Genomic DNA, 23,761 nt, shown 5'->3' with positions numbered 1-23,761 from the left:
CCCTGACCCTGCATGCACCCAAGATCGGAGCCGCCGTAGTGGGAGCCACCACGATGGTGGCCCTACTCGCCCAGCTCATTGCCCGTGACTGACTCAGCACGGGCCGGGCGCTAGGGAGCAACTCGGCCGCGCGGTCGACTGGCCTCGGGCTGGGGCGGCCCGAAGAGCCCGCACGCCCTGCCCGAGGGCCGGTCGGCCGGCGTAGCAGGGCCCCTTGAGAGCCGCGTGTAGAAAGCTCTCATCCGGCGACATCGTCGCTCGTCCAACCACAGAGACAAGACGAAACCCCAAGCGCCGCATCGAGGCAGCTCTCCAAGCCTGAGACGTTGGCACGTATTTGGCACAGCCACCCGCAGCCAGCCGGTGACGACCGAACACAACCGGACACAACGCGAACAGCGCCCGAACCTGTCTACGCAGGTCGGGCGCTGTTTTCGCTAGTCTCAGGGAGTGGGCAGGGGCGGGGTCGAACCGCCGACCTTCCGCTTTTCAGGCGGACGCTCGTACCGACTGAGCTACCTGCCCGCATGGCACCGGGTGGTGCCTCAGCGGTCCTGACGGGATTTGAACCCGCGGCCTCCACCTTGACAGGGTGGCGAGCACTCCTAACTGCTCCACAGGACCTTGCCTTGCTACCCCGAAGGGTATCGTGCCCCCAACGGGATTCGAACCCGCGCTGCCGCCTTGAAAGGGCGGAGTCCTAGGCCGCTAGACGATGGGGACTCGACGGCGTGGCCGCCGTGTTGCCCTTGGCGCCTGCCGTCGGGGACACCGAAAGCATAGGGGACAACAGCCCCAACCACCAAAGTGATTCCCCTACCTCGGCCGTCCCGCCGCGCTGGAGCTCGCTGACCTGGGCGAACCCGACGGCGAGCCCACAGGCGAACCGACAGGCGAACCCGCAGGCGAACCCGACGGTGAGGCGGGTGTGGCGAACGGCGTTCGGGCGGACGGTGGTGGGCCGATCGGGCGGTCCGGCTTGGGTTCGAGGGTGCGTTCGATCTGGGCCGAGGTCAGGCCCAGGCCGCCGAGGCGGATGTCGTCCCAGCCCTGGAGGCGGTGGCTGGTCCGGTTGAAGTACAGCACCGACATCTCGATCGGGGTCGGCTGTTCGTGTTCCAGGCCCCGCATGCCGGCGCCTCCCGTGGAGCCCTGGATGAACAGGCGGGTGCCCGAGGGCAGCAGGCGGGTCGAGCGCTGGTGCAGGTGGCCGCTCAGCACCAGGGGCGCCGTGCCGTCGAACGCCTGGCCCTCGGCTGGATCATGGACCAGCACCACGTCCGGGGCCTCGTGGGCGGCCGTCAGCTGGGCCGCGGCGCCCTGGCCGATGGCGAGCATCTCGCGGGCGTCGACGTCGTCTCCGCGGGTCGTCTTGTCGGGGGTGAAGCGCGGGTCGCCGATGCCGAAGATCCGCAGGCCTCCGACGTCCTTGACCTGGTTGTCGAGTACGACGCCGTTCTTCTGGCGGCGTACGGACCGTTCGGTGTCGGCCGAGTCGTGGTTCCCCTTGATGAACACGTACGGGACCTTGATCTTGGAGATGTCGTTCGCGAACTTCTCCTCCGCCGAGGAGCCGTGGTCGGTCAGGTCGCCCGTGTCGATGACGAGTTGGACGTTGAACTGCTTGGTCACCTGGCGGATCACGCTCCACGCCACCGGATTGAGGTGGATGTCGGAGACGTGCAGGACGCGGATGGTGGTCGGGTCGGGCTCGTACGTCGGCAGCGTCGAGGTCACGTCGTACAGGCGCGAGACGTTTCCTAGGAGTTGGGCGAGCTGGGCCCGGTACGCCCCGAAACGGGACACGATGGACTTGGCGTCGCCGACGACCTGGGGGGCGCCGGCGAGGATTCCGGTGAAGCGCGGCTCCGCGACCGACTGCGGGTCGAACGTGACCGCGCCGAGGATGCCGACGAGCAGCAGGCCGTTGAAGGCCGCGAGGGTCGACCACAGCATGCGCTTCCACGTGCGGAACACGACGAAGCCGGCCAGGGCGGCGCACGCCAGCGCCGCCAGCGTGGCCTTGGTGATCATGACGATGAAGCCGTGGCGGATGTCGCCGCCGATCGTGGAGGTGAGGTGGTCGACGGCGGCCGGGTCTTCGATGAGCTTCTGGGCGGATTCGGGGCGGATCTGGGTGATCTGGGCATCGACCCTTACCGGGCCGGAATGGCTGTCCAGGCGGAGCGTGCCCAGCGGCGGGATGTCGATCACGGTGCCGCCGGAGAGGGACGGCCGGAGGGAGAAGGTGACGTCGGCGGGGCCGATGTCGGTGCTGGCGTGGCCGCCGTACAGCATGCCGAGCCAGCCCGCCAGCAGTCCCACCGCGATCACCGCCGTGATACGCGCGGGGAGCCGGACACGCCGCATCGCCACGATACGGCGGGCTTCTGTCATCACTCGGGTCAACACGTTGGTACCTATGCTCGCTTCCACCACTCTCCACGCACAATGTCAATGTGATCGACGTCAGTCGCGAGGAGTTCGAAGAACTGGTCGGTGAGGCGCTGGACACCGTCCCGCCCGGACTCACCCAGCTCATGAAGAACGTTGTGATCATGGTCGAGGACGACCCTCCGCCGCAGGTCGGCACGCTACTCGGCCTGTACGAGGGCGTGCCGCTGACCGAGCGCGGAGGCACGTACGCCGGCTTCCTGCCCGACCGGATAACGATCTTCCGGCGTCCACTGCTGGCCGTCTGTGAGACCCGCGCTGACCTGGTACGGGAGGTGCGGGTGACCGTCGTGCATGAGATCGCTCACCATTTCGGCATCGACGACGAACGGCTCCACGAACTCGGCTGGTGATCTTTCCCATACCCACGTTCGCACACAATGGGTCACACCTCAGCGACGCAGCGTGAGATAATCCCCGGGACCGCCCGGTCACGGATTGCGATGACAGGGGAGCGCGCGTGGGTGGACGACATCGACGGCCGTTGGATCGGCAGGCCACCTATGGCGACGTGTTCGGTGTCGGTGAGTTCCGCTCCCTCTGGCTGTCCCAGGCGCTCTCGTACATCGGCGACCAGTTCGCCCAGGTCGCTCTCGCCGTCCTCGTCTACAACAACACCCACTCGCCGCTGAAGACGGCCGTCGCGTACGCCCTGACCTACCTGCCGCCGATCCTGGGCGGGCCCGTCCTGTCGGTCCTGGCCGACCTGCTCCCCCGGCGCCGGGTCATGATCTTCTGTGACCTCGTACGGGCCGGCGTCCTCGCGTTGATGGCCCTCCAGCCGCTGCCGTTCGCGGCGCTTTGCACGCTGGTCTTCTGCAGCGTGCTGCTGGGCACGCCGTTCACGGCGGCGCGGGCCGCGCTGCTGTCGGAGGTGCTGCCCGGCGACATGTACGTCGTGGGCTCGGCGATCAACAACATCACCCATCAGCTGACCCAGATGCTGGGCTTCCTCGCGGGCAGCGCGGTGATCTTCGCGGTCGGCACCCGTCAGGCGCTGGCGGTCGACGCGGTGACGTTCGTGCTGTCCGCGGTCATCGTCGTGGCCGGCGTACGACGTCGGCCGGCGCCGTCACGCGACACCAAGGCCCGCGAGTCACTGTGGCAGATCTCACGCCGCGGCGGCCGCCTGGTGCTCGGCGACCGTACGCTCCGGCCGCTCGTGTGCTTCGCGTGGCTCTGCGGCTTCTACGTCCTGCCGGAGGGGCTGGCCGCGCCGTACGCCAAGACGTTCGGCGACAGCCCGTTCATCGTGGGGCTGCTCATGTCGGCGACGCCGACGGGCATGGTGGTCGGAGCGTTCGCCTACAGCCGGTTCGTCCGCCCGGACAACCGGCTGCGAATGATGGGCTGGATGGCGATGCTCGCCTGCGCGCCGCTGGTGGGGTCGGGGCTGCGTCCGCCGCTGTGGGCGGTCGTCGCGCTGTGGGCGCTGTCGGGCGTGGGCTGCGCCTACCAGGTGGCGGCCAACGCCGCCTTCGTGGCTGCCGTGCCCCCGTCCGGACGGGGGCAGGCGTTCGGCTTGGCCCAGTCGGGCATCCTGGCCAGCCAGGGCATCGGCATCCTGTCGGGCGGCGCGCTGGCCCAGGTGCTCGGGCCGGAGCCGGTCGTCGCCCTCGCCGGCGTGGCGGGCCTGACGGTGGCGACGATGCTGGCCATGTCGTGGACACAGGTGCGTACCGAGGTGATCGCCTCGACCCATGACCGCGCCATCAGCGCCGCCGCCTAGTCGCGGTTGGTCTGCTTGTTGATGAGCTCCTGGGCGATGGAGACGTCCTTGCCCTCCTCGGGGATGAGCAGCACCGCGGCGGCGTACAGCAGGATGCCCGCGCCGCTGGTGAGGATGGTCACCACCGCCGCGCCGATCCGTACGAGGGTGGGGTCGACGTTGAAGTAGGCCGCGACGCCGGAGCAGACGCCGGTGATCATGCGTCCGTCGCGAGTGCGGGTGAGGCGCCGGGGGCCGGTCGTGTCGGTGGGTTCGTGCGTCATGTCGTCGTTCATGCCTCGATCGTGCCCGGCCCGTACGGCGTCCGCCATGGGGGCTTGCCCTGATCCGTCCCTGAGAGAGCCCCTATGGCCCCTCGGTCACATCGATGACGCATGACCTCCGGACGAACCGCCAACCCTGAGACGGGGCCGGAGAGTCCCCGAACGCGGCCGTCACCCGCAGCCGCGTACGGTCCAGCGGGCGTGCCGCGCCCAGCCGGTAGATCAGGCGGTCACGCGCGGACGGCGAGCCGTACGTCAGCATGCGCTCGCCGTCGATCACCACGATGCTCCCCGCGTCGTACAGGCCGGGCCGCAGTCCGCCGGAGAGGTCCGAGAGCGCGAGCGTGCGCGGCTCGGTGAGCGCGATCCGGGCGAGCACCTCCGGGTCGATCACCGGCGCGCGCTCCTCCCGCGGCGCCTGGCTCAAAAGCCCGCACAGCGGCGCGGCGCGCGCGGCGTCGTCGAGGATCACGAACTCTCCCCCGCCGACCGCCACGAACCCCTCAGGGCCGCTGTGCGGCCCGCGCAGCCGCTGGAACCCGCAGTCGTGCACACTCTCGCTGCGCAGCACATCGCCGTCGCGACGGAACGCCACCGACAGCTGCACGCCGACGCGCAGCCACAGCGGGAGCACGAGCAGGCCGCCGTCGGCGAGTTGGTCACGCCAGGCCCGGGAGATGTCCGAGGTGCCGATGGTGAGCTCGATCCGGTCGTACGGCGCGCGGTCCGGCGCGCCCGCCCACCCGTCGCCGGTGCGGACCTCGACGTTCGCCGCGCCGGCCAGGCGTTCGCGCGCCGCCGCCGCGATGTCGCCGTCGATGTCAACGGTGATCACCCGGGCGGCGAGCCGGCCCAGCAGCGCCGCGTTGTAGCCGGTGCCGGCGCCGATCTCGAGCACCGAGTGCCCGGGTTCGACCCGCAGCTGCTCCAGCATGACCGCGACCATGGCCGGCTGGCTGGCCGAGCTGATCGCCACACCGGCGCCGTCCCGCTTGGTGATCAGGACCTTGTCGTCGTACGCCTCGGTGCGCAGGTCCTCGGGCACGAAGAGCTCGCGAGGCACGGCCGCCATCGCCTCGGCCACCCGCCCGTCTCCGAGTACGCCCTTGTCGGTCAGGAGGCGTACCAGGTCTCGGGGGGCCATGGATCCCAACGTACGCTGAGGGTTGAACCCCCTGGGAGGTCTTGATGGATCTGCTGCGCGTCGACGACCGGCTGACCGACGAGGAGCGACTGGTCCGCGACACGGCCCGCCGGTTCACCGCCGAACGCATCGCGCCGCACGTGGCGGACTGGTTCGAGGCGGGCACCTTCCCCGCGCGTGAGCTCGCGCCCGAGCTGGGGTCCCTCGGTCTTCTCGGCATGCACCTGTCCGGGTACGGCTGCCCGGGCGCCGGCGCGGTCGCGTACGGCGTCGCCTGCCGTGAGCTGGAGGCGGCCGACTCCGGGCTGCGCAGCTTCGTGTCGGTGCAGGGTTCGCTGGCGATGTCGGCGATCCACAAGTTCGGCTCGGAGGAGCAGAAGCGGGAGTGGCTGCCGCGGATGGCCGCCGGCGAGGCGATCGGCTGCTTCGGCCTGACCGAGCCCGACCACGGCTCGGACCCGGCGAACATGCGCACGCGCGCCAAGCGCGAGGGCTCGGACTGGGTGCTGAACGGCTCCAAGATGTGGATCACCAACGGCTCGGTGGCCGACGTCGCCGTCGTCTGGGCGCGTACCGACGACGGCGTCCGCGGGTTCCTCGTGCCGCGGGGCGCACGGGGGTTCTCGGCGCGCGACATCCACAAGAAGCTGTCGCTGCGCGCGTCGGTGACCTCGGAGCTGTCGCTCTCGGACGTACGGGTGCCGTCCTCGGCGATGCTGCCGGAGGCGCGCGGGCTGCGGGGGCCGCTGAGCTGTCTCTCGGAGGCCCGGTACGGAATCGTCTGGGGCGCGATCGGCGCGGGACGCGCGTGCTACGAGGCGGCGGTGGAGTACGCGGGCAGCCGCGAGCAGTTCGGCAAGCCGATCGCGGCGTTCCAGCTCACGCAGCAGAAGCTGGCCGCGATGGAGATCGCGCTGGGCCAGGCGGGCCTGGTCGCACTGCACGTCGGGCGGCTGAAGGAGGTGGGTGAGGTCACGCCGCAGCAGGTGTCGTTCGGCAAGCTGGCGAACGTACGGGCGGCGCTGGACGTCGCACGCTCGGCCCGTACGGTGCTGGGCGCGAACGGCGTCACGCTGGAGTACCCGGTGATCCGGCACATGACGAACCTCGAGTCGGTGCTCACGTACGAGGGGACGGAAGAGATCCACACGTTGGTGCTGGGCGAGGCCATCACCGGCATTTCCGCATACCGCTGACAAACCGCGCCCCATTTTCCGGTCATAGGGAGTTGTTTCGGGTGGTCCGGCGGGGACATCCCGGATTGCTGGGGTTCCTGAGGCCGGAGGGAGTCGAAGTATGACCGCATCGCGCATCCCGAACACCACCGGATGGCTGTCCTTCGCCGGCATCGTGGCAATCGTGGTCGGCGTCTTCAATGTGATCGACGGCCTGGTCGCGCTGTTCCGGACCGACTACTACCTGGTGACCGCGCAGGACATCCTGGTCTTCGACTTCACCGCGTGGGGCTGGATCTGGCTGCTCCTCGGCCTGACCCAGATCGCCATCGGCGCGGGCATCTTCGCCGGCCGGACGTGGGCCCGCGCGGCGGGCCTGGCCATGGCCGTGGTGGTGGCAATCGGACAACTCGCCTTCCTGCGCGCGTTCCCCGTGTGGTCGGTGATCGTCATCGCCCTGTGCGTACTGGTCGTCTACGCCCTGACGGCACACCCCCACGCCGAGCCCTGACGGAAGCCACCACCCCACGGGCGGATCACGCGAGGCCGTCCCCTCCGGTACGCTCGTTGCCAGCGGGGCGTTAGCTCAATTGGCAGAGCTGTGGACTTTTAATCCATAGGTTCCGGGTTCGAGCCCCGGGCGCCCTACCACTCCCCTAGGCGCTGACCTGCGGTTTCGCTCCTTATCACGAACATCTAAGTGTCGTTAGGGATCTTTGGTTGCTCGTTGGTTGCTCGTGGGGCGGATCTGGGGCTTGACGGACACAGGTGGCGTCGTTGCGGGCGGGTGGAAACCGCCCCAGATCCCACGCGCGCTATCGAGGCAGCCCGTTGTCATCGCAATCGCCGCCGCCGAGGCATGCGTCGTCGGCGGGGAACCCTGGACCCCCGTACTGGCCGATGCCGCTACCGCCTGGCTGGACGCCGGCATCCCTGCCGGTACCGACGCCTGGGAGACCCTGGACTACGACGGTGGCATAAACAACGATGAGACCCGTGTGATCCTCCGCTTGGCCGGACGCGACGACCTCGACCACTACCTCCAACCGGAGTACATGGGCGATGATCCCGACTTCGTGGAGGATGAGGAGTTCCTGGCCATCGAGGACATGTGGCGAGGCGGCCCGCCGTTCCTGCGGCTGATGCGGGGCCTCGCCGCTCGCCCGGAAACGAAAGCGGTGACAGCCCTGGTGGAGCGCGCCCTGGCCGCGCCCGCCGGCACACCGGCCCTCGGCGACGCCACCCGCTGCGTCACGACACTGCTGCGCGACAACCAGATACCGCTGGACCAGCCTGACGGCTAAGGTCCCGACGCGACAGCCTCGACCACAAGGCCGGTCACCTCGATATCGGACGGCAGCCCGCGCACTGGCCTGATCATCCCGTCTGCCGTCGGTCTAAGGAATCACCGCAGAGGCGGCCTCCAGCAGCGCGTGATCAGCCCTCCGCCAGCGCCTCAACACAGGTCAGACATAGGTTCGTCGGATTCTCCGCGATTGCTACCGGGACCCCGAGGACGACGACGATCTGTTGTAGACGGCCTTGAACTGTCATTCCCAGGAAGGAGGATGGGGGTTTACACAGACCGTGAGACGAGGGGCCGGATGGACCAGATTCGGAAGGCGTGGAGGCGTATTGAGCGCTGGGTGGACTCCGAGCCGGAGCTGCCACCGGTTCAGGAGATGTTCAACCCGCCCGCCGATCCGGCCGAGATCGACGCGGTCGAACGCGCTCTCGGCCATTCGTTCCCGGCGTCGTATCGGGCGTCGCTGCTCGTGCACGATGGTCAGGTCGAGACCGGCTCCGTGCCGCCGGAGTGGCTGCCGTACGGAATGTACCTGCTTACGCTGCGGGAGACCGTGGCACTGTGGCGCGAAGAGCGGGCCTTTGAAAACGAAAGGTTCTTCGACGAGATGCCGGAGGAGGACACCGGCGAGTCCGACCGCATCCGCGACTTCCCGACCGTGACCGCCGCTGGGCGCCTGCCGATCGCCCAAAACGAAGGTATCTCCTACATGTACCTCGATCTGGTTCCTGGCCCGGCCGGCGACTCGGGTCAGGTGATCTACACCCAGAACGAGTGCTCGTTTTCAGTGGCAGGTACGGGCTTCGCCGGCTTTCTGAGTCGATACGCCGACCTCTTCGAACGGGGCGTGCTGCGCTATGACGCCGAGACCTATGCCTGCGTGGTGCCAGCAGATGAGCAGGACTCATGGGAAGAACTGCTGCTCCAACCCTCAACCGAACGCGGGGCATGAGAACCGCGCGCCGACAGAGCGTGGCGAGCTGCCGGAAGGACGATGCTCCTTCAATTAACGATCGTTTGTTGAAGATCACCGAGAAGACGCGAACACGCCTCTGAAACGCTTCAACAACCCCTTCAACAACCTCGGTCGTTCAACAACCGTCCGGAACCGTTTGTTGAGAGAATCGCGGGTGTGACGAGCCCCCTGGAGCTTCCCGCTGATCCGTTCGCCGTCTTCCCGACTCGGCCCACCGAGATCCGCATCGGATATGCGCGGGTGTCCACCGGCGGGCAGAAAAGCTCGAACGGCAGATCGACGCGTTGACCGCTGCCGGGTGCCGGCGGATCTTCGCCGACAAGAAGTCAGGCAAGAACGCCCACCGGCCCGAGCTGAAGGCATGCCACGCCTTCCTCACCGCGGGCGACACGCTGGTGGTGCCCTCACTGGACCGCTACGGCCGGTCGCTACACGACCTGATCACCATGGTCGCCGATCTACGGCAGCGCGAGATCGGATTCACCAGCCTGCATGAGAACCTCGACACCACCACCCCCGGCGGACGCTTGGTCTTCCACGCCTTCGCCGCACTGGCCGAATTCATCCGCGAGTTGATCGTCGCCGGCACCCGCGAAGGCCTGGCCGCCGCCCGCGCCCGCAGCCGTGTCGGCGGGCGTCCCACCGTGGTGAACGAGGACCTGCTGAACGCCGCCCGCGACATGCTGCCCAACCCCAAGCACTCGATCACCTCGATCGCCATGTTGCTTGGCGTGTCCCCGGGCACGCTCTACAACCACATCCCCGACCTGCGCGAGCTACGCGCCAGCGGACAGAGCTAACAGCTCGCGGGTAACTGACCTGCGCAGACAATGCGCCGAGACGCATTCGAACGAAAAGTCACGCCAAGCACCGCCCGAGGGGTTGCTTAGCGCGACTTTTCGTTCCGATGCTCGTCAACCCCAGAGAAATCCCAGAGTTCGTGCGAACTGAAGGTTCCTCAGGATGAACCAAAGGCCCTTCAGGCTCTATGGGGGTTGTGGACCCTTGGGTTCGTCTCGACTGGCGGGGTCCTGGTCCTCAATCGAGGTGGCGAGGAGGACGCGGGCGTTCTCGGCGTAGCGGATCGCGGTCTTGGGGTCGAGGCCGAAGACCGAAGCGAGGTGGAGCGGGTCGGGCCCGTGAGCGAGGGCCTCTTCGAGCTGCCGGTCCACTCGGAGGCGTTCCAAAGTCGCGGCGCGGCCACAGAGCTTCTTGGCAAAGTAGATAGTGCTGACCGGGCCTGTGCCGTGGGCGCTCATCTGGTTGACGAGCAGGTGGGGGTTGGCGGTGTTGGGCCAGCGGGTGCGGCGGTGGTCGAGCCATTCGAGCAGGATCTGGTGGCTGAACTCGTCAATAGGGCGGGTGCGGCCGGCGATGGTGAGCCTCCGGTTGCTGAGGTCGACGTCGTCGAGGAGCAGGGTGCGGATGGCGCCGGTGCGGGCTGCGTGGACCGCGGCGAGCATGAGGACCAGCCGAGCGGCTGGGGTGGTGGCGGCTTCGGCTGCCCGGTCGACGTCGTCCTGGTTGAGCCGCTGGGCGAGTCCGTAGGGATGTTGGCCGACGCGGATGCCGCTGGTGGGGTTGCGGAAGATCTTTCCGGTCTTCCTGGCGAAGGTGAACAGGGAACGCAAGGAGACCAGCAGGTTGGATCGGCGCGAACCGGTGAGTTCGTCCAGGGCGGCCAGGACGTCGTCGCGGGTAACCTCGCGCAGGTGGTCGTAGCGCTGTGACCAGGCCAGGAGCGTCGGCCGGACGTAGCCCATGTGAGTCCAGACCGTCGCGGGGTCCCGCGGTTTGGTGCGTGGCCCGCCATCGCGCATGGTGCGCAGCCAGGACTCGGTTGGCTGGCGGATCCCGTCGGCGAGGCCGTCGAGTTTGCGTTCCAGCCAGTTCTCGAACGAGGAGGATCGATCGTCGAGGAAGACGCTCATGGCGGCCAGGACCTCAGCGGCACGCTCGACGCTGATGTCCAGGGCCCGCATCGCGGGGAACAGTTCGGAGTACCGGACGAGGTCGCCGGCGGCGTGGGAGGACAGCACGATGATCAGGCCGCGGTGGACGCCGTAGCGGGTGCCCCGCCGCCAGCCGTGGGCCTCACCGATCTGGTGGGCCAGGTGGATGCCCCAGGCCAGCCAGGGGGTGTCGTACTCGACCTTCGCCGCCTCATCGAAGCGGGTGAAGTCGCGGGGAACGTCGAAGGCCCAGGTCCTGGAGCTGCAACGGCCGGACAGGGCTCAGGGAACTCTGGGGTTATTTCTTTCACGCACATGGCCGGAATCGCTCCAGGGGTGACGCCGACCCGGCGTCACCCCTGGAACTCGCGGCCTGGCGTCAGCCGCCGTACGCGGTGTTCGTCCAGCCCATCGTCACGTAGATCTCGCTGTGGGCGATCGCGCCCGGCTTCATGCCCTTCGTCTCCAGGCCACCGCTCTGGGCGGGCGGCATCCCCGGCGACGGCGCGACCCGCCTGCCGCCGTTGCCCTGGACGAGGACTAGCTGCGTGCCGAGCGGCACGTACGTCGCCGGGTCGAGGAGCAGTTCGCTGTCGTAGACGTTCCCGTTCTGCGTCGTACGGTCGGCCAGGACGATCGCGGGACGCCCCAGTGAGTCCCGCGACGTTCCCAGGTTGCGTACGCCCGGCTCGCCCGCGAGCACGCGGAAGACGGCCGACCGCAGCTGCGGCGAGGACGGGTCGAGCAGGAACTGCCCGGCGGCGCCGAGCAGGGCGCCCGAGCCGCCGGCGCTCCGGAGCAGGTACTTCTCAAGAGCCTGCGGGTCGCCGGCCATGGCCTCTCGCTGCTTGTCCGTCGGCGGCGGCGGGGGGGGCTGGCAGTGCTTGCCGCATCGCTTCTCGAAGGCCGCTTCCAACCGCCTCTGCGCCCGCTCCTCGGCCTTCTGCGCCCGCTTCTGGGCCGGGGGCGTCCGGACCAGGTCCCAGGGTTCGGACTTGGCCGACTGCGTGAGCGGCTGGCCGTTGGACCGGACCCGCCAGGTCGACGGTGACCCTGCCTTCTTCCAGGCCGCGCGGTCGGCGGCCGTCTGCGGGACCGCGGCGGCGAACCGGCTGCGGAAGACGTCAGGGTCCTTCATGCTCCGGGCGATCCACTGGTCGACCTCGTGCCGCGCCCCGAAGATCATGTAGTCGCCGCGGCCGACGTGGTAGCCCTCGCTCGAGATCACGTGAGTGTGCCAGTACCGCCCGACCGGCCGGGCCTCGGCCTTGTCGGCGGCGGTGAGGAGCACCTGCCGCGCGGTCAGCGGCCGTACCGGCTCGTCGTGCTTCGGGCTCGCCGGACCGCCGGTCAGGCCGACGGCGAGGGCGATGGCGGCCGCGGCCGCGCCGAGCTCGGTGAGCCCTCCCCACAGGCGGCGGCGCGTACGGACCCGGTGCCGCGGCGGTTCCTCGGCTAGGCGACGCCGGCCCTCGGCGACGACCTCGGCGGAGGGCTGCGGCTCCTCCAGAAAGCCGCGGATCATGCGCATCTCATCCATCGACGTCCTCCCCGAGCGTCGTACGGACCTTCTTGCGGGCACGGCTCAGGCGCGAGCCGACCGTGCCGTACGGGATGCCGAGCGCCTGCGCGATCTCCTTGTGGGATAGGTCCGCGAGCGCGTTGAGCAGCAGGACGTCGCGGTCGCCCGACGAGAGCGCGCCGATGGCCTTGGCCAGGCGCGGCCCGAATCCCTCGGCGGTGACCCAGCTGACGACGCGGGTCTCATGGCTCTCGGCGAACTCGTCGACGCCGGCCCGGCCCAGTGCGCGGTACCGGCGCGTCTCCTGACGGCGATGCTGGGCGACGAGTTTGGTGGCGATTCCGAACAGCCACGGCCGGATGCCGCCGCGCGTCGCGTCGAAGCTGTCCCGACGGCGCAGGGCGATGACGAAGGTGTCGGCGGCCATGTCGTCCGCCACGTCTCGGCCCAGCCTTCCCGCGATATAGCGATAGATGTCATGAAAGTGAGAGTCGTAGACGGCGCCGAAGTCCTCCAGTGACGAGGGCGCTCCGGCCCCTGCGGCGGTCGTCTCGGATCGGGCCCTCACGCCGGGGGCTCCGTCATTGGGTCACCTTCCGGTGGTCGGTGATGCGGTCACCGGTACTCCGCCGAAGCACTCGATCACTTTCATATGAGTAACGACCTCATGCGCTATTGAGGCTGGGGCGTGCTGTCTGGGGTGATGTTCATAGGCCTACCGCCTGGTGTCGCGGTCGGACACCAGGCCGGCGACGGCATGGTAGGTCTCGGGCAGGTGTTCGCGGCGGTGTGTCCAGCGGCGCAGTCCGCGCCGGTGCTTGTGGGCAGCGATGGCGTGCTCGACCGGGATCCGCCTGGAGGAGTCCTGGTAGCAATCGCGGAAAATCCAACGAACCTACGTCTGAGCTGCGGCTATTCGGGTTCTCGGGACAGACTGGCCGATCTTCACAGTGCATCTCATGGAGGAGTGCGTGGGGCTCGTCGTTTCATAGGCGAGGACCTATGAAACACGCCGCCCAGCCATGGGCGCCTTCGCCGAGTTCGAGCGGGCGCTCATCCGCGAGCGGCGGGCCGAGGGTATCGCAGCGGCCAAGGCACGCGGCGTCTACAAGGGCCGGCGCAGGTCCCTGGCCCCTGGCCAGGCCCGCGACTTGATCGACCGTGCCGCCGCCGGCGAGGCGAAGACGGCGCTGGCCAAGGACTTCGGCATCAGCCGCGAGACCGTGTACCAGTACCTGCGCGCCGGCGTGCAGAGCCCCCAGGACCCCAGATGATCTTCGCCTCGTCTCAGTCCATGTCCGGGTGATGGGGCTCGGGACGGAAGTCACCCAGGGGCCGCAGCCCCTTGCTCGGGGCCGAGGACGCGATGACGTAGCGGCCCATGTCCGACGCGTCCCGCTGGCGGCCGTTTCTCGGGGGTCGATCGTGGTAATGGCGGGACCGTGCCAGAGTCCGAGCCGGCCTCGGCGGTCGTCTCGTCATCTTGCCAGGCAGCGATGGGTCGTCAAGAGGGCCGTGGCCATCCCCGGGGATCCCGTGCCGAGGGAGATGGCGAAGGCGACGGGCACCGCGCCCGGGACGCCGGTCCCCTCCGACCATTTTCTGGTCATGGGCGACAATTCATCGATGAGTAATGATTCTCGGATGTACGGTTTCGTGCCGGCCGATCGACTCCTCGGGGTCGTCGTTCGCCGGATGACACGGTGACCTTTTTCATCCGCGCGCGGGAGCTTGCACCTGCCGAAACTCCATCCATGCACGTCAAGCGAGGTCCCTGCGAGCATGCGGGATCCAATGAGGCCGACGGCCGTCATCGTCGGCCACGCCGTACTGATCCGGTTACACGCTCACCTCTGTGAGAGGCTCGGATCAAGACCGGCGGACGAACGAGGCTTGGTTGCTCGGTGTTTGCTCGTACGCCCGGCCTTCAAGATGCGCGCCTGCGTCCGCCCTCACGTTCTCGTGCTGGACGAGGTCGGCTACCAGCCGCCGGCCCGCGACGAAGCGAACCTGGTCTTCCAGATGATCTGGAAAAGGTATGAGAAAGGCTCAATTCCACCGACCAGTAATAAAGCGTTTTCTGAATGGGTCAGGTGTTCGGAGACGAGGTCCTGGCCACCGCCGTCCTCGACCGGCTCCTGAACCATTTGCCGTCGAGGACTCCGCCCTCGACGGTGACGTCACGGCCGCCGGATGACAAGCTCCGGCCCGCCGACGATTCCGCCAGTCACCTCGCGGATCAACTCGACCTGCTCACCACGATCGAGGAGTTCCTCCGCGGCGGCGACGAGGTCCGCCAACTCCTCGCCGCGTTCTGCTCCACCGGCCCCGCCGACAACGACCGGCTCACCGCCCGCACCATCATCAGCCAGTTCAGCTGCGCCGTCGCCGGCCTACGCCTCCAGTGAGTTGGCGGATGACTCCATGAGACCTTCTGCTACTTGGCCGCAGGGAGCGGTCTCCAAAACGCATCCTCCATGGCCGAGGCACCGGTCACTGACGCAGGATAGGGATCAAGATCCGGGACGCGCACGCTGACGAAGTCGGCATGCTCAGCGAACTGGCGCTGCGTTCCAAGGCGTGCTGGGGATGCGACAAGGACTTCCTCGAATCCGTACGTACGGAGCTGACCTTCCAAGCCGACGATGTCCGCACCCGCCGCCTGATCGTGGCCGAGCTTGCCGACCGGGTGGTCGGCTTCGCCGGCCTCGACGCCGAGCCGCCCGAGGGGGAACTCGGCAATCTGTGGGTCGAGCCAGAATCGATCGGGACAGGGGTCGGCCGTCGCCTATGGGAGCACGTCGTCGAGCAAGCACGCACCGCCGGCTTCCAGACCCTACTCATCGAGGCCGATCCACACGCCGAAGGCTTCTACCTGGCCATGGGCGCACAACGCATCGGCACGACACCATCCGGCTCCATCCCCGGCCGGCAACTACCACTGCTGCGATTCCACACCGGCCCAGTCATCCGCGCCTGACGAGCACATCACCTCGGCACTCGAAGGAGTACGCCGACACCACGCTTGCCGCACTCCTTCTCGCTGAACAGCCCTGGGTCGTATCCGTGCGCGCCCAAGGCGTCGAGCTGCACTGCGGATTCTGATTCCGCGTCGACACGCGGGCGTAGGCGATGATGCGTCCCACCGCGCGGTGAGGACCTGCTGCAGGTCAGGGGCGCGGGTGGCGAGGACGTCGATCCCTTCGTGCAGGCACCGGTAGACGGTGGGCGCGCTGATGGCGTGGTCGGTGGCGAGCCGGGTGATGCGGGTGCCGTCGATGAACCGCCGCAGGATCAGCACCGCCTGGGTGAAGCAGCCCAGCGCGACCGGTGCCCCTTGCGAGTGCCGCGCCGCCGATGCTCGGCGTGCAGCAGACTCGACAAGAACAGCACCGTCTCCCGCCGCATGTTCAGCGTGGCGGAGTATGTGACACGTGAGGACACGCGAGGCCTCTGCTAGAAGTGATCTCTAAGTCAAGATCACTTCTAGCAGAGGCTTTGCGGCTTTCCGGGCGTTGGGCCACCGGGCAGGCCGTCCTGGCGATCACACACCGTCGCCAACCGTTACGGAGAGGCTCAGCGTGCCGCGTCCAGTTTGGCGCGCTGCTCCCCGGTCAGCTCCAGGTCCACGGCCGCCAGACTCTCCTCCAGTTGCGCCACCGAGGACGCGCCGACCAGGGGGATGACCGGTATCTCGCCGCCGATGAGCCAGGACAGCACCACCTGGTTGGGGGTCGCCCCCGTCTCGTCGGCCACCTGGTGCAGCGCCGCGAGGCGGGCGGGCGTGCCCGCGTGGTCGAAGCCGGCGTCCAGGGGCTTGTCCTGGCGTACGTAGGCGCCGCTTAGCAGCGGGGAGTAGGCGACCAGCGCGAGGTCGGGCTCGGCCCGCACATAGCTGAGCAGGTCACCAGAGACTGTGCCGATCTCCCCGTCCGGGGAGCGCCTGCTGGGCAGGTCGCCCCGCCGCCGCAGGTAGCTGTGGTGGTACTGGAGTACCTCGTAGCCGGGCAGACCGGCGGCGGCGGCCAGGTTCCTGGCCCGCTCCAGGCTCCACGCCCAGTGGTTGCTGGCGCCCAGCAGGCCGACCGTGCCGTCTGCGACCAGTGCGCCGAACGCCTCAACGATCTCCTGCCACGGCGCGTCCGGGAACCCGATGTGCGCATACAACAGATCCAGCCTCTCCACGCCGAGGCGCTCGCGGCTGGCGGCCGAGGCCTCCCGGATCACCTTGGCGTTCACCCCCTCAACGCCGTCTGAGGGGACCAGCCTGCTGGTGGAGTCGGTCGGCTTGGTGGTGGCGGTCGGCCGGCCGCCGAGCTTGGTGGCGATGGTGATCTCCTCGCCGACGCCGCGGCTGCGCCGCCAGCGGCCGAGCAGCGCCTCGCTTTCCCCGCCCTGGCTGCCGGTGTTCCAGTACGCGTAGTTGTTCGCGGTGTCGATGAACGTGCCGCCCGCCTCGACATATCGATCGAGAATCGCGAACGACGTTTCCTCGTCGATGGTCGTGCCGAGCAACATCGCGCCGAGACTGAGCACGCTCACCTCACGCCGCGTCGCCGGGTCAGCGCCGATAGTGCGGTATTTCACCCAGTTCCCTCTCATTTAGCCTGGCCAGTGGCAGCGTAAACAGCACTTCCGCAACGCGCTCTGTGCGCTAACAAATCGCTCCGGCGCCAATCTCCGGAGAGGTCAACCGCACCCCAGGCCGCCCAGACCGGATTCCTGAGCAGCGTTAACAATCCAGTTCCGAGGTTGAGCAGCCCGGGGATATCTCACTGGTTGCCCGCAATAATTGTTCGTATATCCGTGGATGTCTGCGTCGTCTAGATAGCCGGCAGCATTGTCTAGGTATTTATCGATGATCAGGTCCCACTTGAGGTCGACGTGGCCTTGGCTCGCGACGAAAACATAGGCGGGATCTATGTGTATGCGCGGTGTGGCATGAATCCAGATCGGGAGGATGGCGCCGCTTTTGGTAGTGAAGAGATCATCACACCTGCCGGGGGGCGGCCCACCAACGACATCCGCCTGGCTGATATAACCTGCGCCGCTGCTCTGGCCCCTGTCAATAACAAGGTCCCATATAACGTCGGTTCTGCCGCTATAGTGGCGCCGTATACGGCACCCTGAATCCCGATACCCATTGGCTTGACGACTTCGCCGTCGCGCCAGCATCAACGGGCGGTTTCGTTGGGCCAATGCCAGCTACGGCGGCAGGAGAACTGACCCCGATCCTATGGTGACCAGTAGCGCCACGACGGTCGCCACCCATGCAAAGCTCTTCGTCGCCAAGCGGCGCGGCCCCGAGATCCTCACCACGCGACAGCGCATGGATCTGGCTCGAAGGCCAGAGAATGTAACGGTCTTCATGTTGATGATCATCACGTAGGCGTACCGCGGTGGCGTAGAAGATTCTTGTTCATATCCACTCACCCTGGCTGGCCGGTCTCAGCATCGCCCGGACCGCGCTGGGTACATGTCCTGTGTGCTGTCGGAACACGCGGGTCAGGTGGGCCTGGTCGGCGAAGCCGTAGGTGGTGGCCAGCGTCCGCAGTGAGGAGTGTCCGTCGGCCAGGTCCTCGGCCACGGCGCGGACCCGTAGCTGGTTGCGGTAGTGGTTGAGGGTCTGCCCGGTGACCTGGTGGAACACCCTGCTGAGGTGGAAGGGGGAGCAGCCCGCCTGGCGGCCGAGTTCCTCCAGGCTCACCGTCGGCGGCCCGTCGATCAGCACCGCCCGCGTGTGGTCGACCAACCTGCGGTGCGCCTGGACAGTGGCGGCGCGCCGCCCGGTCCGTGCCAGAGTGTGCGGGGTGGGGACTGTGGTGAGCAGGTGATGCACCCGCTCGGCGACCTCGAAGCGGTCAATCCCCGCCCGGCAGGCGGAGACCAGCCGCCGGTGGGCCAGGTCGAGCGCGGCGGTAACCGGTACGACAGGATTCTGGGCCGGTGGCAGGAGGTCACCGTAGACGTCCTGGCCGAGATCGAGCCTCGTGCTGATGTCACGGGTGTCGGCCGGGTGGGCGAAGGCCACCTCATCGCCCTGGCGGAGCACAAATCCCGTGACCGGGTCGCTGAACTCCTCACGGCCGTTGACCCGCGCCAAGAACCCGCCGGAGCGGACCAACAGCATCCGCGTGACCCCGGCCTCGGGCCCGGAGACCAAGACCGGCGGACGAAACGACCGCCGATCGTCACAACAGGTGATCTCGACAATGTCGAGGGACGAATCCTCCGCCAGAGGACGTCTGATTCCCGGCCCGTCACCCAGCGTCTCCCGACACATCGCGGCCACCCGCCCCAGGCCCTCGATCACCTCAGCGCCACCCACAGATCCACACAGCAAGGGCCCACTCAGCCGTATTCCCCCGCAGTACCGCTCGCCCGTCGACCTGCGATTTTAGGATGGACGGGGTCCTCATCGGCACCGATCGGGTGGCCGTGCCCGGCCCGAACGGCGCTGATCTGTGGTGGTCGGGCAAGCACAAGCACCACGGCGGCAACGTCCAGGTCATCTCCACCCCCGACGGGTGGCCGCTGTGGGTCTCTGATGTGCGGCCAGGCCGCGAGCACGACATGACCTGCGCCCGCGCCCACGGCGTCACCGACGCACTCGCCGAAATCCGCGACGCGCTCATCGGCCTGGCCGACCTGGGCTATGAGGGCGCCACCGACGTTCTGCGCGTGCCGGTCAAGCAGACCAAGGGCACGAGACTGACCGCAAGAGGCCGGCACGAACCCGGAAGCCGACCGGCCATTAGACGCCGCACCCGTACCACGGCGCAGGCGCGCAGCGGTGGCGATCGGCACTGTCGTCGTCGTGGTCGCTGCGGCGACCGTTATCGGGGTTCGCCTCTTCCACCACGGCGTGCCGACCGAACAGCCGACCGCCGTCCTCAGCGGACACACCGGCCAGGTGGGAGGCCCTGGCGTTCAGCCCCGGCGGACGAGTCCTCGCTGGCACCAGCGAACGCTCCCGGATCGCCTGCCTGGGGGACATGGCCACCGGGAAGCAGATCTCCGTCATTCCGGCGGACAGGCCCGGTACCGGCCGGCCGTCCACTCGGACAGTGCCGGGTCGTGGCTCGCTGACTTCGGCCCCGCGGTCCTGATTTCCTCGTCGCGTTGGTGATGAAGTCGGCCAGCGCATCACGCAGGAGCAGGACACGGTCCTGGTGGGCCGTGCGAACGGCGAGCGCGCGCACCGCGGATTCACCGGGACCAGCGGCGCCGGTCGGCCAGGCGTCAGCACCCGCCAGCGTGATCCGATCCGGTGGCGATGGCCACCGATGAGACCGGCCACGAGATCCCGGGTCGACGACGATGGATCCGACGCAGCTGGAGAGGGCAACGCCGGAAGCTCCTGGCAGGGCGGTCGTTGTGGTCGGCTCCGCATCGATCAGGAGCTTCGCCGCTTCGTGATCGGTTCCCGCGCCCCGCGACCACCCTGTGACCAGCAGGATCAGGATGGAATGGGCTCATTGTTCGTGGATGCGGTACACCGGGTGCTCCTCGGAGATGCGTGCGAACTCGGCGAGCGGGGCCGCCGGGCCGAGCCGGAGATGGGGGCGCGCCCCTGGGGCGATGGCGCTGTAGCGGCGCAGGATCGGCGCCCGGTCTTCGGGCGGGACGATCTCAAGCCGTACCGGGACGTCGCGACCGCGCCGGCTCAGCACGGCGGTGCCGCCCGCCGCCTCGACATTGTGCACCCAGTTCGCGTCCCGTCCGAGCATCGAGACCAGGAAGTCCGCGTCGCCGACGTCGGCGACGGCGACGGGGACGGCGGTGTCCCGCCCGGAGCGCCGCCCGCGTACCCGCAGCACGGCGGTGTGGGCGGGGCGCACCCAGCCGGTGGAGTACACCAGCGCGTCGAGACGGTTCCACAGCCGCATCGGGCCGGACGGGCGCCCTCCGCAGTACATGGCGCGCTTCGCAGCGCCGAGGCGCCGCAGGACACCGGCGGCCCAGGGAGCGGTCATCGGCGCGTCCTCCACAGCAGCGCGAGGGCCACCAGTCCCAGTACGCAGGGGGGCACCTGCAGCCACGCCAGCGGTGGCGCGAGGCCGACATCGCCCGAGGTGTCCTTCACGGTCAGCCCGCCGAGCGCGAGGCAGGCGGCGGCCAGCCAGAGGCCGGACGCCGCCCAGGGCGCCCAGCCTCTGCGGCCACGGACCGCCCACATCGCGCCGAGCCAGCCGAGGACTCCCAGCCCACCCACCACGGACAAGATCGCCAGGTAGGCCGTGACGGCCGCGTCGACCTCCCCTGCGTCGTAGGCAGGGTAGGTCGCCCGGATGTGGTCGGCCAAGACGTGCGTCGTGGCGCGGTCGACCAGTGGATACACCGTCGCGACGATCGTCAGGGCGAGCCCGCCCCCCATCGCCGCGAGCACCGCCCGGTGTCGCGGCGTCTTGAGCACTCCGGTCGCTTGCGCTGCCATCCCAGATCTCCTCGTCCTGCCAGGTCTGCCCGTGCCCGGACCGATGCAGCCGGCAGGGCCACGTTCAGACAGTGACTGCCAGTTCGAAAGTCACTCTAGATCTATCCATCTGATAGTCAAGTTCATTCAGACAGTCACTTGCTACACTCGCGCCATGGGAGGGCTTCGCGAACAGTGGCGGCGCAACGCCATGCACACCATCCAGGAACGGGCTCTCGACCTCTTCGACGAGCGCGGATTCGACGCCGTCACCATCGAGGAGATCGCCGCCGCGGCCGAGGTCTCACCGTCGTCGGTGTACCGCTATTTCGGTACCAAGGAGGGCCTGGTCGTCGCCGACGAGTTCGACATCATGAGCGCGGACGAGATCGCCGGCATCCTGGACCCCACCGACCCCGTCGACAGCCTCCTCCAGGCGATTCGCCGCTACGAGACACTCCCGTACGACCCGGCCGGATCCGGCGGGTCCCACGGCCGAGGCCCGTGGCGCAGGGTGCGCTACTTCTTCACCGAACCGTCCGTCCGCATGGCCGCCTGTGCGGCAGTCGACCGCGCCGCCCAGCGGGTCACGCCCCTGCTGGCCACCGAGAGCGGCCTGACTCCGTCCCAGGCCCGCGTAGCGGCCAACGCACTGGCGTTCGGCTACTTCGCCGCACTCGAATCGTGGTTCGAGGACGGCGGCATCCGCCCGATCGCCGAATACGCAGAAGAGGGCCTGCGCCCCCTACGCAGAATCTGGGCCCCCGCCCCCCGGCAAGCCCCGACAGACGCGCGGGCAGGGTAGCCGGACGGCGCGCTCGAGAGCATTGGGAGCCACCCCGCACGAACGCGAAGGCAGGCCGGCGACGAGAGCACGACGGCGCCGAGCCGGTCATGGCCGACCCGGCAGGAGGACTCCGCCGATCTCCGACCCTGGCCAGCGCCTCGTCCAGACCGGGGAGCGCGCGCCACATCGACTCCTCCCCTGCGAGTCCCGGGCCACGCGAGCGTGCCGGTGTGCGTCACCGGCCCCGGCTGGGCCGTGAGCGGGTGGGCCGTGACCCTCGATCGGCATTGGAAGCGGGCAGCGTTTCGACGAGCCCCACAGCCACCGCGCGGAGCAGGAGCCTGAGGCGTGGTTCGAAGTCGAGCGCGACGTGCCCCCAAGAGGGAACCTGCTCGTACAGTTTCGCGAGGGTCGGCGTGGGATGGGAGACCTGCCAGAATCCGCCGGCGAGCGGCAGCGTGGCTGCGATCATCGACTCCAGCTGGCTCGCCGACATCGTGCTCGCGCTCTCCAGCATGTCGATGATCTCGTCGTGCACCATGAAAGCGTTCGTCTTGTAGCGGCGGGCCCGCTCGATGTCGACGTCGCCCTCCAGGTCCATCGGGACGTGTGCGAGGAGATCGCAGAAGACCGGTAGCGACGCGATCGTCTCCGCGAGCACGTCAGCGACATCGGCGGGCCGTAGACGCGCCTGCCCGGCCAGTCGGGTTCCGATCGCATCGCGCCAGTGGCCCCAGCCGCGCTCGGCGAGTTCCAGCAAGAGCTCTTCCTTGCTCGCGTAGTACCGCCGTACGCCGGTGCGGTGGAGGCCGGCGCGCTCGGTCACCGCCGCGACGGTCACGAACCGAACGCCGCCGAGCTCGAGCGCGAGTGACTCCGCGGCACCGAGCAGGTCCTCCGAACGCTGCGCCTTGTCCGCCGCCGATCTCGCTCTCTCCCGCATCGCACAAAAATAACGCACGCAGCGATGCGCTACGCGTGTTAGCGTCCCCGTGTAACGCATCACAAGGTGCGCTAAACCGTACGAGGAGAAAGCCATGAAGGCCGTGCAGGCCACGCGCTTCGGAGACCCGACCGTTCTCGAGGTCGTCGAGCTGCCCGATCCCACGCCGGGGCCGGGCGAGATCGCCATCGATGTCACCCATGCCGCTGTCGGCCTCATCGACGTCTTCTTCCGCGACGGCCACTTCAAGGACCGGCCCGGGATGCCGCAACCGCCGTTCGTCCCGGGTCTCGAGGTCACGGGAACGGTGCGGGCGCTCGGCGACGGAGTGACCGGGTTCGCGATCGGCGAGAAGGTCGTCTCGATGTCCAACGGCGGCATCGGCGGTTACGCGTCGGTCTTCATCGCGCAGGCACCTCTCGTGGTGTCTCTCGAGGGTCATGACATCGACCCCGCTCTCGCGGTCTCGGTTGTGCCGAACGCCGCGATGGCGCACGTCGCTCTGACGCGCGTCGCCCATCTGGTCGAGGGCGAGAGCGTGCTGATCCACGGCGCGCTCGGGGGATTCTCCGCGGCGTTCCCCGGGATGGCGAAGCAGCTCGGCGCCGGCCGGGTCGTCGGCACGGTTCGCACGAGCAAGCTCCAGGCCGCCTCCACCACGAAGCTTCCGTACGACAAGATCGTCGACTCTGCCGAGCTTCCGGCCGCGCTGGGCGAGGAACGCTTCGACGTCGTCATCGACCCTGTCGGCGGACGGCTGCGCGGCCGGAGTCTCGACCTGATGCGCCCCGGCGGTCGGCTCGTCGCCTCCGGCAATGCCAGCGGGGACTGGGATGACTCGGTCGAGACCAACCGGCTCTGGTTCGGAAGCGTCGCGGTCATCGGCTTCAACGCCGGCGCCTACCTGCCCACGCACCCGGACACCGTGAGGCCCGCACTCGAAGCAGCCGTCCAGGTCGTCGCCGCCGGACTCGGCCAGACCGAGGTCGATGTGCTCCCCTTCAGCGAGGCCGTGACCGCTCACCAGCGGATGGCGAGCCGCTCGCTCAACGGGCGCCTCGTCCTGACGCCGGGCGACCCGGCCCGGCCGTGAC

At 68.6% G+C, this 23,761-nt stretch carries 25 protein-coding genes, 4 tRNA genes and 2 pseudogenes; 16 read left to right on the top strand and 15 right to left on the bottom strand.

The features are described 5' to 3' along the window. Positions 1–451: 451 nt before the first annotated feature. The 4 genes from ACFFNX_RS00825 to ACFFNX_RS00810 form a co-directional block, all read right to left on the bottom strand. Positions 452–525 (bottom strand) — tRNA-Phe (locus ACFFNX_RS00825). A gap of 24 nt (positions 526–549) precedes the next feature. Continuing rightward, positions 550–624: transfer RNA gene (locus tag ACFFNX_RS00820), tRNA-Asp, on the bottom strand. A 26-nt stretch (positions 625–650) separates the two neighbouring features. Further along, positions 651–723 (bottom strand) — tRNA-Glu (locus ACFFNX_RS00815). Positions 724–816: 93 nt separating this feature from the next. Continuing rightward, positions 817–2,370: a metallophosphoesterase family protein gene (locus ACFFNX_RS00810; protein ID WP_378193423.1), complete on the bottom strand. Its 1,554-nt coding sequence runs from the start codon at positions 2,368–2,370 to the stop codon at positions 817–819. 89 nt (positions 2,371–2,459) lie between these two features. Here ACFFNX_RS00810 and ACFFNX_RS00805 point away from each other — a divergent pair, with 89 nt between their 5' ends. Together ACFFNX_RS00805 and ACFFNX_RS00800 are read left to right on the top strand one after the other, a co-directional pair. Continuing rightward, positions 2,460–2,807 (top strand): metallopeptidase family protein, encoded by a 348-nt coding sequence (locus tag ACFFNX_RS00805; RefSeq protein WP_378193420.1) that lies wholly within the window; start codon positions 2,460–2,462, stop codon positions 2,805–2,807. 107 nt (positions 2,808–2,914) lie between these two features. Further along, the gene (locus ACFFNX_RS00800; RefSeq protein ID WP_378193417.1) at positions 2,915–4,183 is read left to right on the top strand and encodes an MFS transporter; all 1,269 of its coding nucleotides are present in this window, start codon (positions 2,915–2,917) and stop codon (positions 4,181–4,183) included. Here ACFFNX_RS00800 and ACFFNX_RS00795 read toward each other — a convergent pair. Next, the gene (locus tag ACFFNX_RS00795) at positions 4,180–4,458 is read right to left on the bottom strand and encodes a PspC domain-containing protein (protein WP_378193414.1); all 279 of its coding nucleotides are present in this window, start codon (positions 4,456–4,458) and stop codon (positions 4,180–4,182) included. The genes ACFFNX_RS00800 and ACFFNX_RS00795 overlap by 4 nt on opposite strands. 70 nt (positions 4,459–4,528) lie before the next feature. Beyond that, complete coding sequence (locus tag ACFFNX_RS00790) at positions 4,529–5,590, bottom strand: protein-L-isoaspartate O-methyltransferase family protein (protein WP_378193411.1); 1,062 nt, start codon at positions 5,588–5,590, stop codon at positions 4,529–4,531. Between the two features lie 44 nt (positions 5,591–5,634). Here ACFFNX_RS00790 and ACFFNX_RS00785 point away from each other — a divergent pair, with 44 nt between their 5' ends. From ACFFNX_RS00785 to ACFFNX_RS00760, 6 genes are all read left to right on the top strand, one after another. Continuing rightward, entirely contained in the window at positions 5,635–6,786 is a 1,152-nt protein-coding gene (locus ACFFNX_RS00785; RefSeq protein WP_378193408.1) for an acyl-CoA dehydrogenase family protein, read from the top strand. 100 nt (positions 6,787–6,886) lie between these two features. Further along, the gene (locus ACFFNX_RS00780; RefSeq protein WP_378193406.1) at positions 6,887–7,276 is read left to right on the top strand and encodes a DUF7144 family membrane protein; all 390 of its coding nucleotides are present in this window, start codon (positions 6,887–6,889) and stop codon (positions 7,274–7,276) included. Positions 7,277–7,340: 64 nt separating this feature from the next. Next, positions 7,341–7,416, top strand: a tRNA-Lys gene (locus ACFFNX_RS00775). Positions 7,417–7,763: 347 nt separating this feature from the next. Beyond that, positions 7,764–8,069 carry a hypothetical protein gene (locus ACFFNX_RS00770; protein ID WP_378193403.1) on the top strand — a complete coding sequence of 102 codons (306 nt, stop codon included), beginning with the start codon at positions 7,764–7,766 and terminating at the stop codon, positions 8,067–8,069. 300 nt (positions 8,070–8,369) lie between these two features. Then, positions 8,370–9,023, top strand: coding sequence for an SMI1/KNR4 family protein (locus ACFFNX_RS00765; protein ID WP_378193400.1), 654 nt, complete (start codon positions 8,370–8,372; stop codon positions 9,021–9,023). Positions 9,024–9,331: 308 nt separating this feature from the next. Beyond that, positions 9,332–9,847, top strand: coding sequence for a recombinase family protein (locus ACFFNX_RS00760; RefSeq protein WP_378193397.1), 516 nt, complete (start codon positions 9,332–9,334; stop codon positions 9,845–9,847). Positions 9,848–10,033: 186 nt separating this feature from the next. On the opposite strand, the gene ACFFNX_RS00755 is transcribed toward ACFFNX_RS00760, so the two are convergent. The 3 genes from ACFFNX_RS00755 to ACFFNX_RS00745 form a co-directional block, all read right to left on the bottom strand. Further along, positions 10,034–11,086 (bottom strand): site-specific integrase, encoded by a 1,053-nt coding sequence (locus tag ACFFNX_RS00755; RefSeq protein WP_378193394.1) that lies wholly within the window; start codon positions 11,084–11,086, stop codon positions 10,034–10,036. A gap of 292 nt (positions 11,087–11,378) precedes the next feature. Then, complete coding sequence (locus ACFFNX_RS00750) at positions 11,379–12,539, bottom strand: hypothetical protein (RefSeq protein WP_378193392.1); 1,161 nt, start codon at positions 12,537–12,539, stop codon at positions 11,379–11,381. Beyond that, positions 12,532–13,089 (bottom strand): RNA polymerase sigma factor, encoded by a 558-nt coding sequence (locus ACFFNX_RS00745; protein ID WP_378193389.1) that lies wholly within the window; start codon positions 13,087–13,089, stop codon positions 12,532–12,534. Before ACFFNX_RS00745 ends, ACFFNX_RS00750 begins: the two co-directional genes overlap by 8 nt. Positions 13,090–13,543: 454 nt before the next feature. Here ACFFNX_RS00745 and ACFFNX_RS00740 point away from each other — a divergent pair, with 454 nt between their 5' ends. From ACFFNX_RS00740 to ACFFNX_RS00720, 5 genes are all read left to right on the top strand, one after another. Then, positions 13,544–13,795 carry a helix-turn-helix domain-containing protein gene (locus tag ACFFNX_RS00740; RefSeq protein WP_446678496.1) on the top strand — a complete coding sequence of 84 codons (252 nt, stop codon included), beginning with the start codon at positions 13,544–13,546 and terminating at the stop codon, positions 13,793–13,795. A gap of 31 nt (positions 13,796–13,826) precedes the next feature. Continuing rightward, the gene (locus ACFFNX_RS00735; RefSeq protein ID WP_378193387.1) at positions 13,827–14,228 is read left to right on the top strand and encodes a S26 family signal peptidase; all 402 of its coding nucleotides are present in this window, start codon (positions 13,827–13,829) and stop codon (positions 14,226–14,228) included. A gap of 75 nt (positions 14,229–14,303) precedes the next feature. Then, positions 14,304–14,663, top strand: coding sequence for an ATP-binding protein (locus ACFFNX_RS00730; protein WP_378193384.1), 360 nt, complete (start codon positions 14,304–14,306; stop codon positions 14,661–14,663). Continuing rightward, positions 14,606–14,929, top strand: coding sequence for a hypothetical protein (locus tag ACFFNX_RS00725; protein ID WP_378193525.1), 324 nt, complete (start codon positions 14,606–14,608; stop codon positions 14,927–14,929). Before ACFFNX_RS00730 ends, ACFFNX_RS00725 begins: the two co-directional genes overlap by 58 nt. A 140-nt stretch (positions 14,930–15,069) precedes the next feature. Beyond that, positions 15,070–15,501 carry a GNAT family N-acetyltransferase gene (locus tag ACFFNX_RS00720; protein WP_378193381.1) on the top strand — a complete coding sequence of 144 codons (432 nt, stop codon included), beginning with the start codon at positions 15,070–15,072 and terminating at the stop codon, positions 15,499–15,501. A 168-nt stretch (positions 15,502–15,669) separates the two neighbouring features. Here ACFFNX_RS00720 and ACFFNX_RS00715 read toward each other — a convergent pair. The 3 genes and pseudogenes from ACFFNX_RS00715 to ACFFNX_RS00705 all read right to left on the bottom strand — a co-directional run. After that, positions 15,670–15,965, bottom strand: a pseudogene (locus tag ACFFNX_RS00715) (IS5/IS1182 family transposase); the annotation flags it as partial. Between the two features lie 132 nt (positions 15,966–16,097). Further along, complete coding sequence (locus tag ACFFNX_RS00710) at positions 16,098–17,108, bottom strand: aldo/keto reductase (RefSeq protein ID WP_378193378.1); 1,011 nt, start codon at positions 17,106–17,108, stop codon at positions 16,098–16,100. Between the two features lie 832 nt (positions 17,109–17,940). Continuing rightward, positions 17,941–18,651, bottom strand: a complete 711-nt coding sequence (locus ACFFNX_RS00705) for a helix-turn-helix transcriptional regulator (protein ID WP_378193375.1) — start codon at positions 18,649–18,651, stop codon at positions 17,941–17,943. A 272-nt stretch (positions 18,652–18,923) separates the two neighbouring features. Between ACFFNX_RS00705 and ACFFNX_RS00700 the strand changes: the two are divergent. After that, positions 18,924–19,241: pseudogene (locus ACFFNX_RS00700) on the top strand (transposase family protein); the annotation flags it as partial. 755 nt (positions 19,242–19,996) lie between these two features. Here the strand turns inward: ACFFNX_RS00700 and ACFFNX_RS00695 are convergent. Continuing rightward, positions 19,997–20,497, bottom strand: coding sequence for a nitroreductase/quinone reductase family protein (locus ACFFNX_RS00695; RefSeq protein WP_378193371.1), 501 nt, complete (start codon positions 20,495–20,497; stop codon positions 19,997–19,999). Beyond that, complete coding sequence (locus ACFFNX_RS00690) at positions 20,494–20,958, bottom strand: hypothetical protein (protein WP_378193368.1); 465 nt, start codon at positions 20,956–20,958, stop codon at positions 20,494–20,496. Before ACFFNX_RS00690 ends, ACFFNX_RS00695 begins: the two co-directional genes overlap by 4 nt. A gap of 154 nt (positions 20,959–21,112) precedes the next feature. On the opposite strand from ACFFNX_RS00690, the gene ACFFNX_RS00685 reads away from it, so the two are divergent. Beyond that, positions 21,113–21,742 carry a TetR/AcrR family transcriptional regulator gene (locus ACFFNX_RS00685; RefSeq protein ID WP_378193365.1) on the top strand — a complete coding sequence of 210 codons (630 nt, stop codon included), beginning with the start codon at positions 21,113–21,115 and terminating at the stop codon, positions 21,740–21,742. A 217-nt stretch (positions 21,743–21,959) separates the two neighbouring features. Here ACFFNX_RS00685 and ACFFNX_RS00680 read toward each other — a convergent pair whose 3' ends face one another. Then, positions 21,960–22,667, bottom strand: a complete 708-nt coding sequence (locus tag ACFFNX_RS00680; protein ID WP_378193363.1) for a hypothetical protein — start codon at positions 22,665–22,667, stop codon at positions 21,960–21,962. Positions 22,668–22,761: 94 nt separating this feature from the next. On the opposite strand from ACFFNX_RS00680, the gene ACFFNX_RS00675 reads away from it, so the two are divergent. Next, positions 22,762–23,760, top strand: a complete 999-nt coding sequence (locus tag ACFFNX_RS00675; protein ID WP_378193360.1) for a quinone oxidoreductase family protein — start codon at positions 22,762–22,764, stop codon at positions 23,758–23,760. Position 23,761 lies beyond the last annotated feature (1 nt).

Origin of the sequence: Actinoallomurus acaciae (assembly GCF_042429965.1) — a bacterium.
In the GTDB taxonomy this organism is placed as follows: Bacteria; Actinomycetota; Actinomycetes; order Streptosporangiales; family Streptosporangiaceae; genus Actinoallomurus; species Actinoallomurus acaciae.
Note: the sequence above shows the minus strand (reverse complement) of the source record. Positions and strands in the feature narration are given on the sequence as shown.

What these genes read in the sequence shown, in the direction of transcription:
- ACFFNX_RS00810 (WP_378193423.1), bottom strand. Translation starts at nt 2,370, where the DNA reads ATGCGGCGTGTCCGGCTCCCCGCGCGTATCACGGCGGTGATCGCGGTG.
- ACFFNX_RS00795 (WP_378193414.1), bottom strand. Translation starts at nt 4,458, where the DNA reads ATGAACGACGACATGACGCACGAACCCACCGACACGACCGGCCCCCGG.
- ACFFNX_RS00790 (WP_378193411.1), bottom strand. Translation starts at nt 5,590, where the DNA reads ATGGCCCCCCGAGACCTGGTACGCCTCCTGACCGACAAGGGCGTACTC.
- ACFFNX_RS00785 (WP_378193408.1), top strand. Translation starts at nt 5,635, where the DNA reads ATGGATCTGCTGCGCGTCGACGACCGGCTGACCGACGAGGAGCGACTG.
- ACFFNX_RS00780 (WP_378193406.1), top strand. Translation starts at nt 6,887, where the DNA reads ATGACCGCATCGCGCATCCCGAACACCACCGGATGGCTGTCCTTCGCC.
- ACFFNX_RS00765 (WP_378193400.1), top strand. Translation starts at nt 8,370, where the DNA reads ATGGACCAGATTCGGAAGGCGTGGAGGCGTATTGAGCGCTGGGTGGAC.
- ACFFNX_RS00750 (WP_378193392.1), bottom strand. Translation starts at nt 12,539, where the DNA reads ATGGATGAGATGCGCATGATCCGCGGCTTTCTGGAGGAGCCGCAGCCC.
- ACFFNX_RS00740 (WP_446678496.1), top strand. Translation starts at nt 13,544, where the DNA reads ATGGGCGCCTTCGCCGAGTTCGAGCGGGCGCTCATCCGCGAGCGGCGG.
- ACFFNX_RS00735 (WP_378193387.1), top strand. Translation starts at nt 13,827, where the DNA reads ATGGGGCTCGGGACGGAAGTCACCCAGGGGCCGCAGCCCCTTGCTCGG.
- ACFFNX_RS00730 (WP_378193384.1), top strand. Translation starts at nt 14,304, where the DNA reads ATGCGGGATCCAATGAGGCCGACGGCCGTCATCGTCGGCCACGCCGTA.
- ACFFNX_RS00725 (WP_378193525.1), top strand. Translation starts at nt 14,606, where the DNA reads ATGGGTCAGGTGTTCGGAGACGAGGTCCTGGCCACCGCCGTCCTCGAC.
- ACFFNX_RS00720 (WP_378193381.1), top strand. Translation starts at nt 15,070, where the DNA reads ATGCTCAGCGAACTGGCGCTGCGTTCCAAGGCGTGCTGGGGATGCGAC.
- ACFFNX_RS00705 (WP_378193375.1), bottom strand. Translation starts at nt 18,651, where the DNA reads ATGCTGTTGGTCCGCTCCGGCGGGTTCTTGGCGCGGGTCAACGGCCGT.
- ACFFNX_RS00695 (WP_378193371.1), bottom strand. Translation starts at nt 20,497, where the DNA reads ATGACCGCTCCCTGGGCCGCCGGTGTCCTGCGGCGCCTCGGCGCTGCG.
- ACFFNX_RS00690 (WP_378193368.1), bottom strand. Translation starts at nt 20,958, where the DNA reads ATGGCAGCGCAAGCGACCGGAGTGCTCAAGACGCCGCGACACCGGGCG.
- ACFFNX_RS00685 (WP_378193365.1), top strand. Translation starts at nt 21,113, where the DNA reads ATGGGAGGGCTTCGCGAACAGTGGCGGCGCAACGCCATGCACACCATC.
- ACFFNX_RS00680 (WP_378193363.1), bottom strand. Translation starts at nt 22,667, where the DNA reads ATGCGGGAGAGAGCGAGATCGGCGGCGGACAAGGCGCAGCGTTCGGAG.
- ACFFNX_RS00675 (WP_378193360.1), top strand. Translation starts at nt 22,762, where the DNA reads ATGAAGGCCGTGCAGGCCACGCGCTTCGGAGACCCGACCGTTCTCGAG.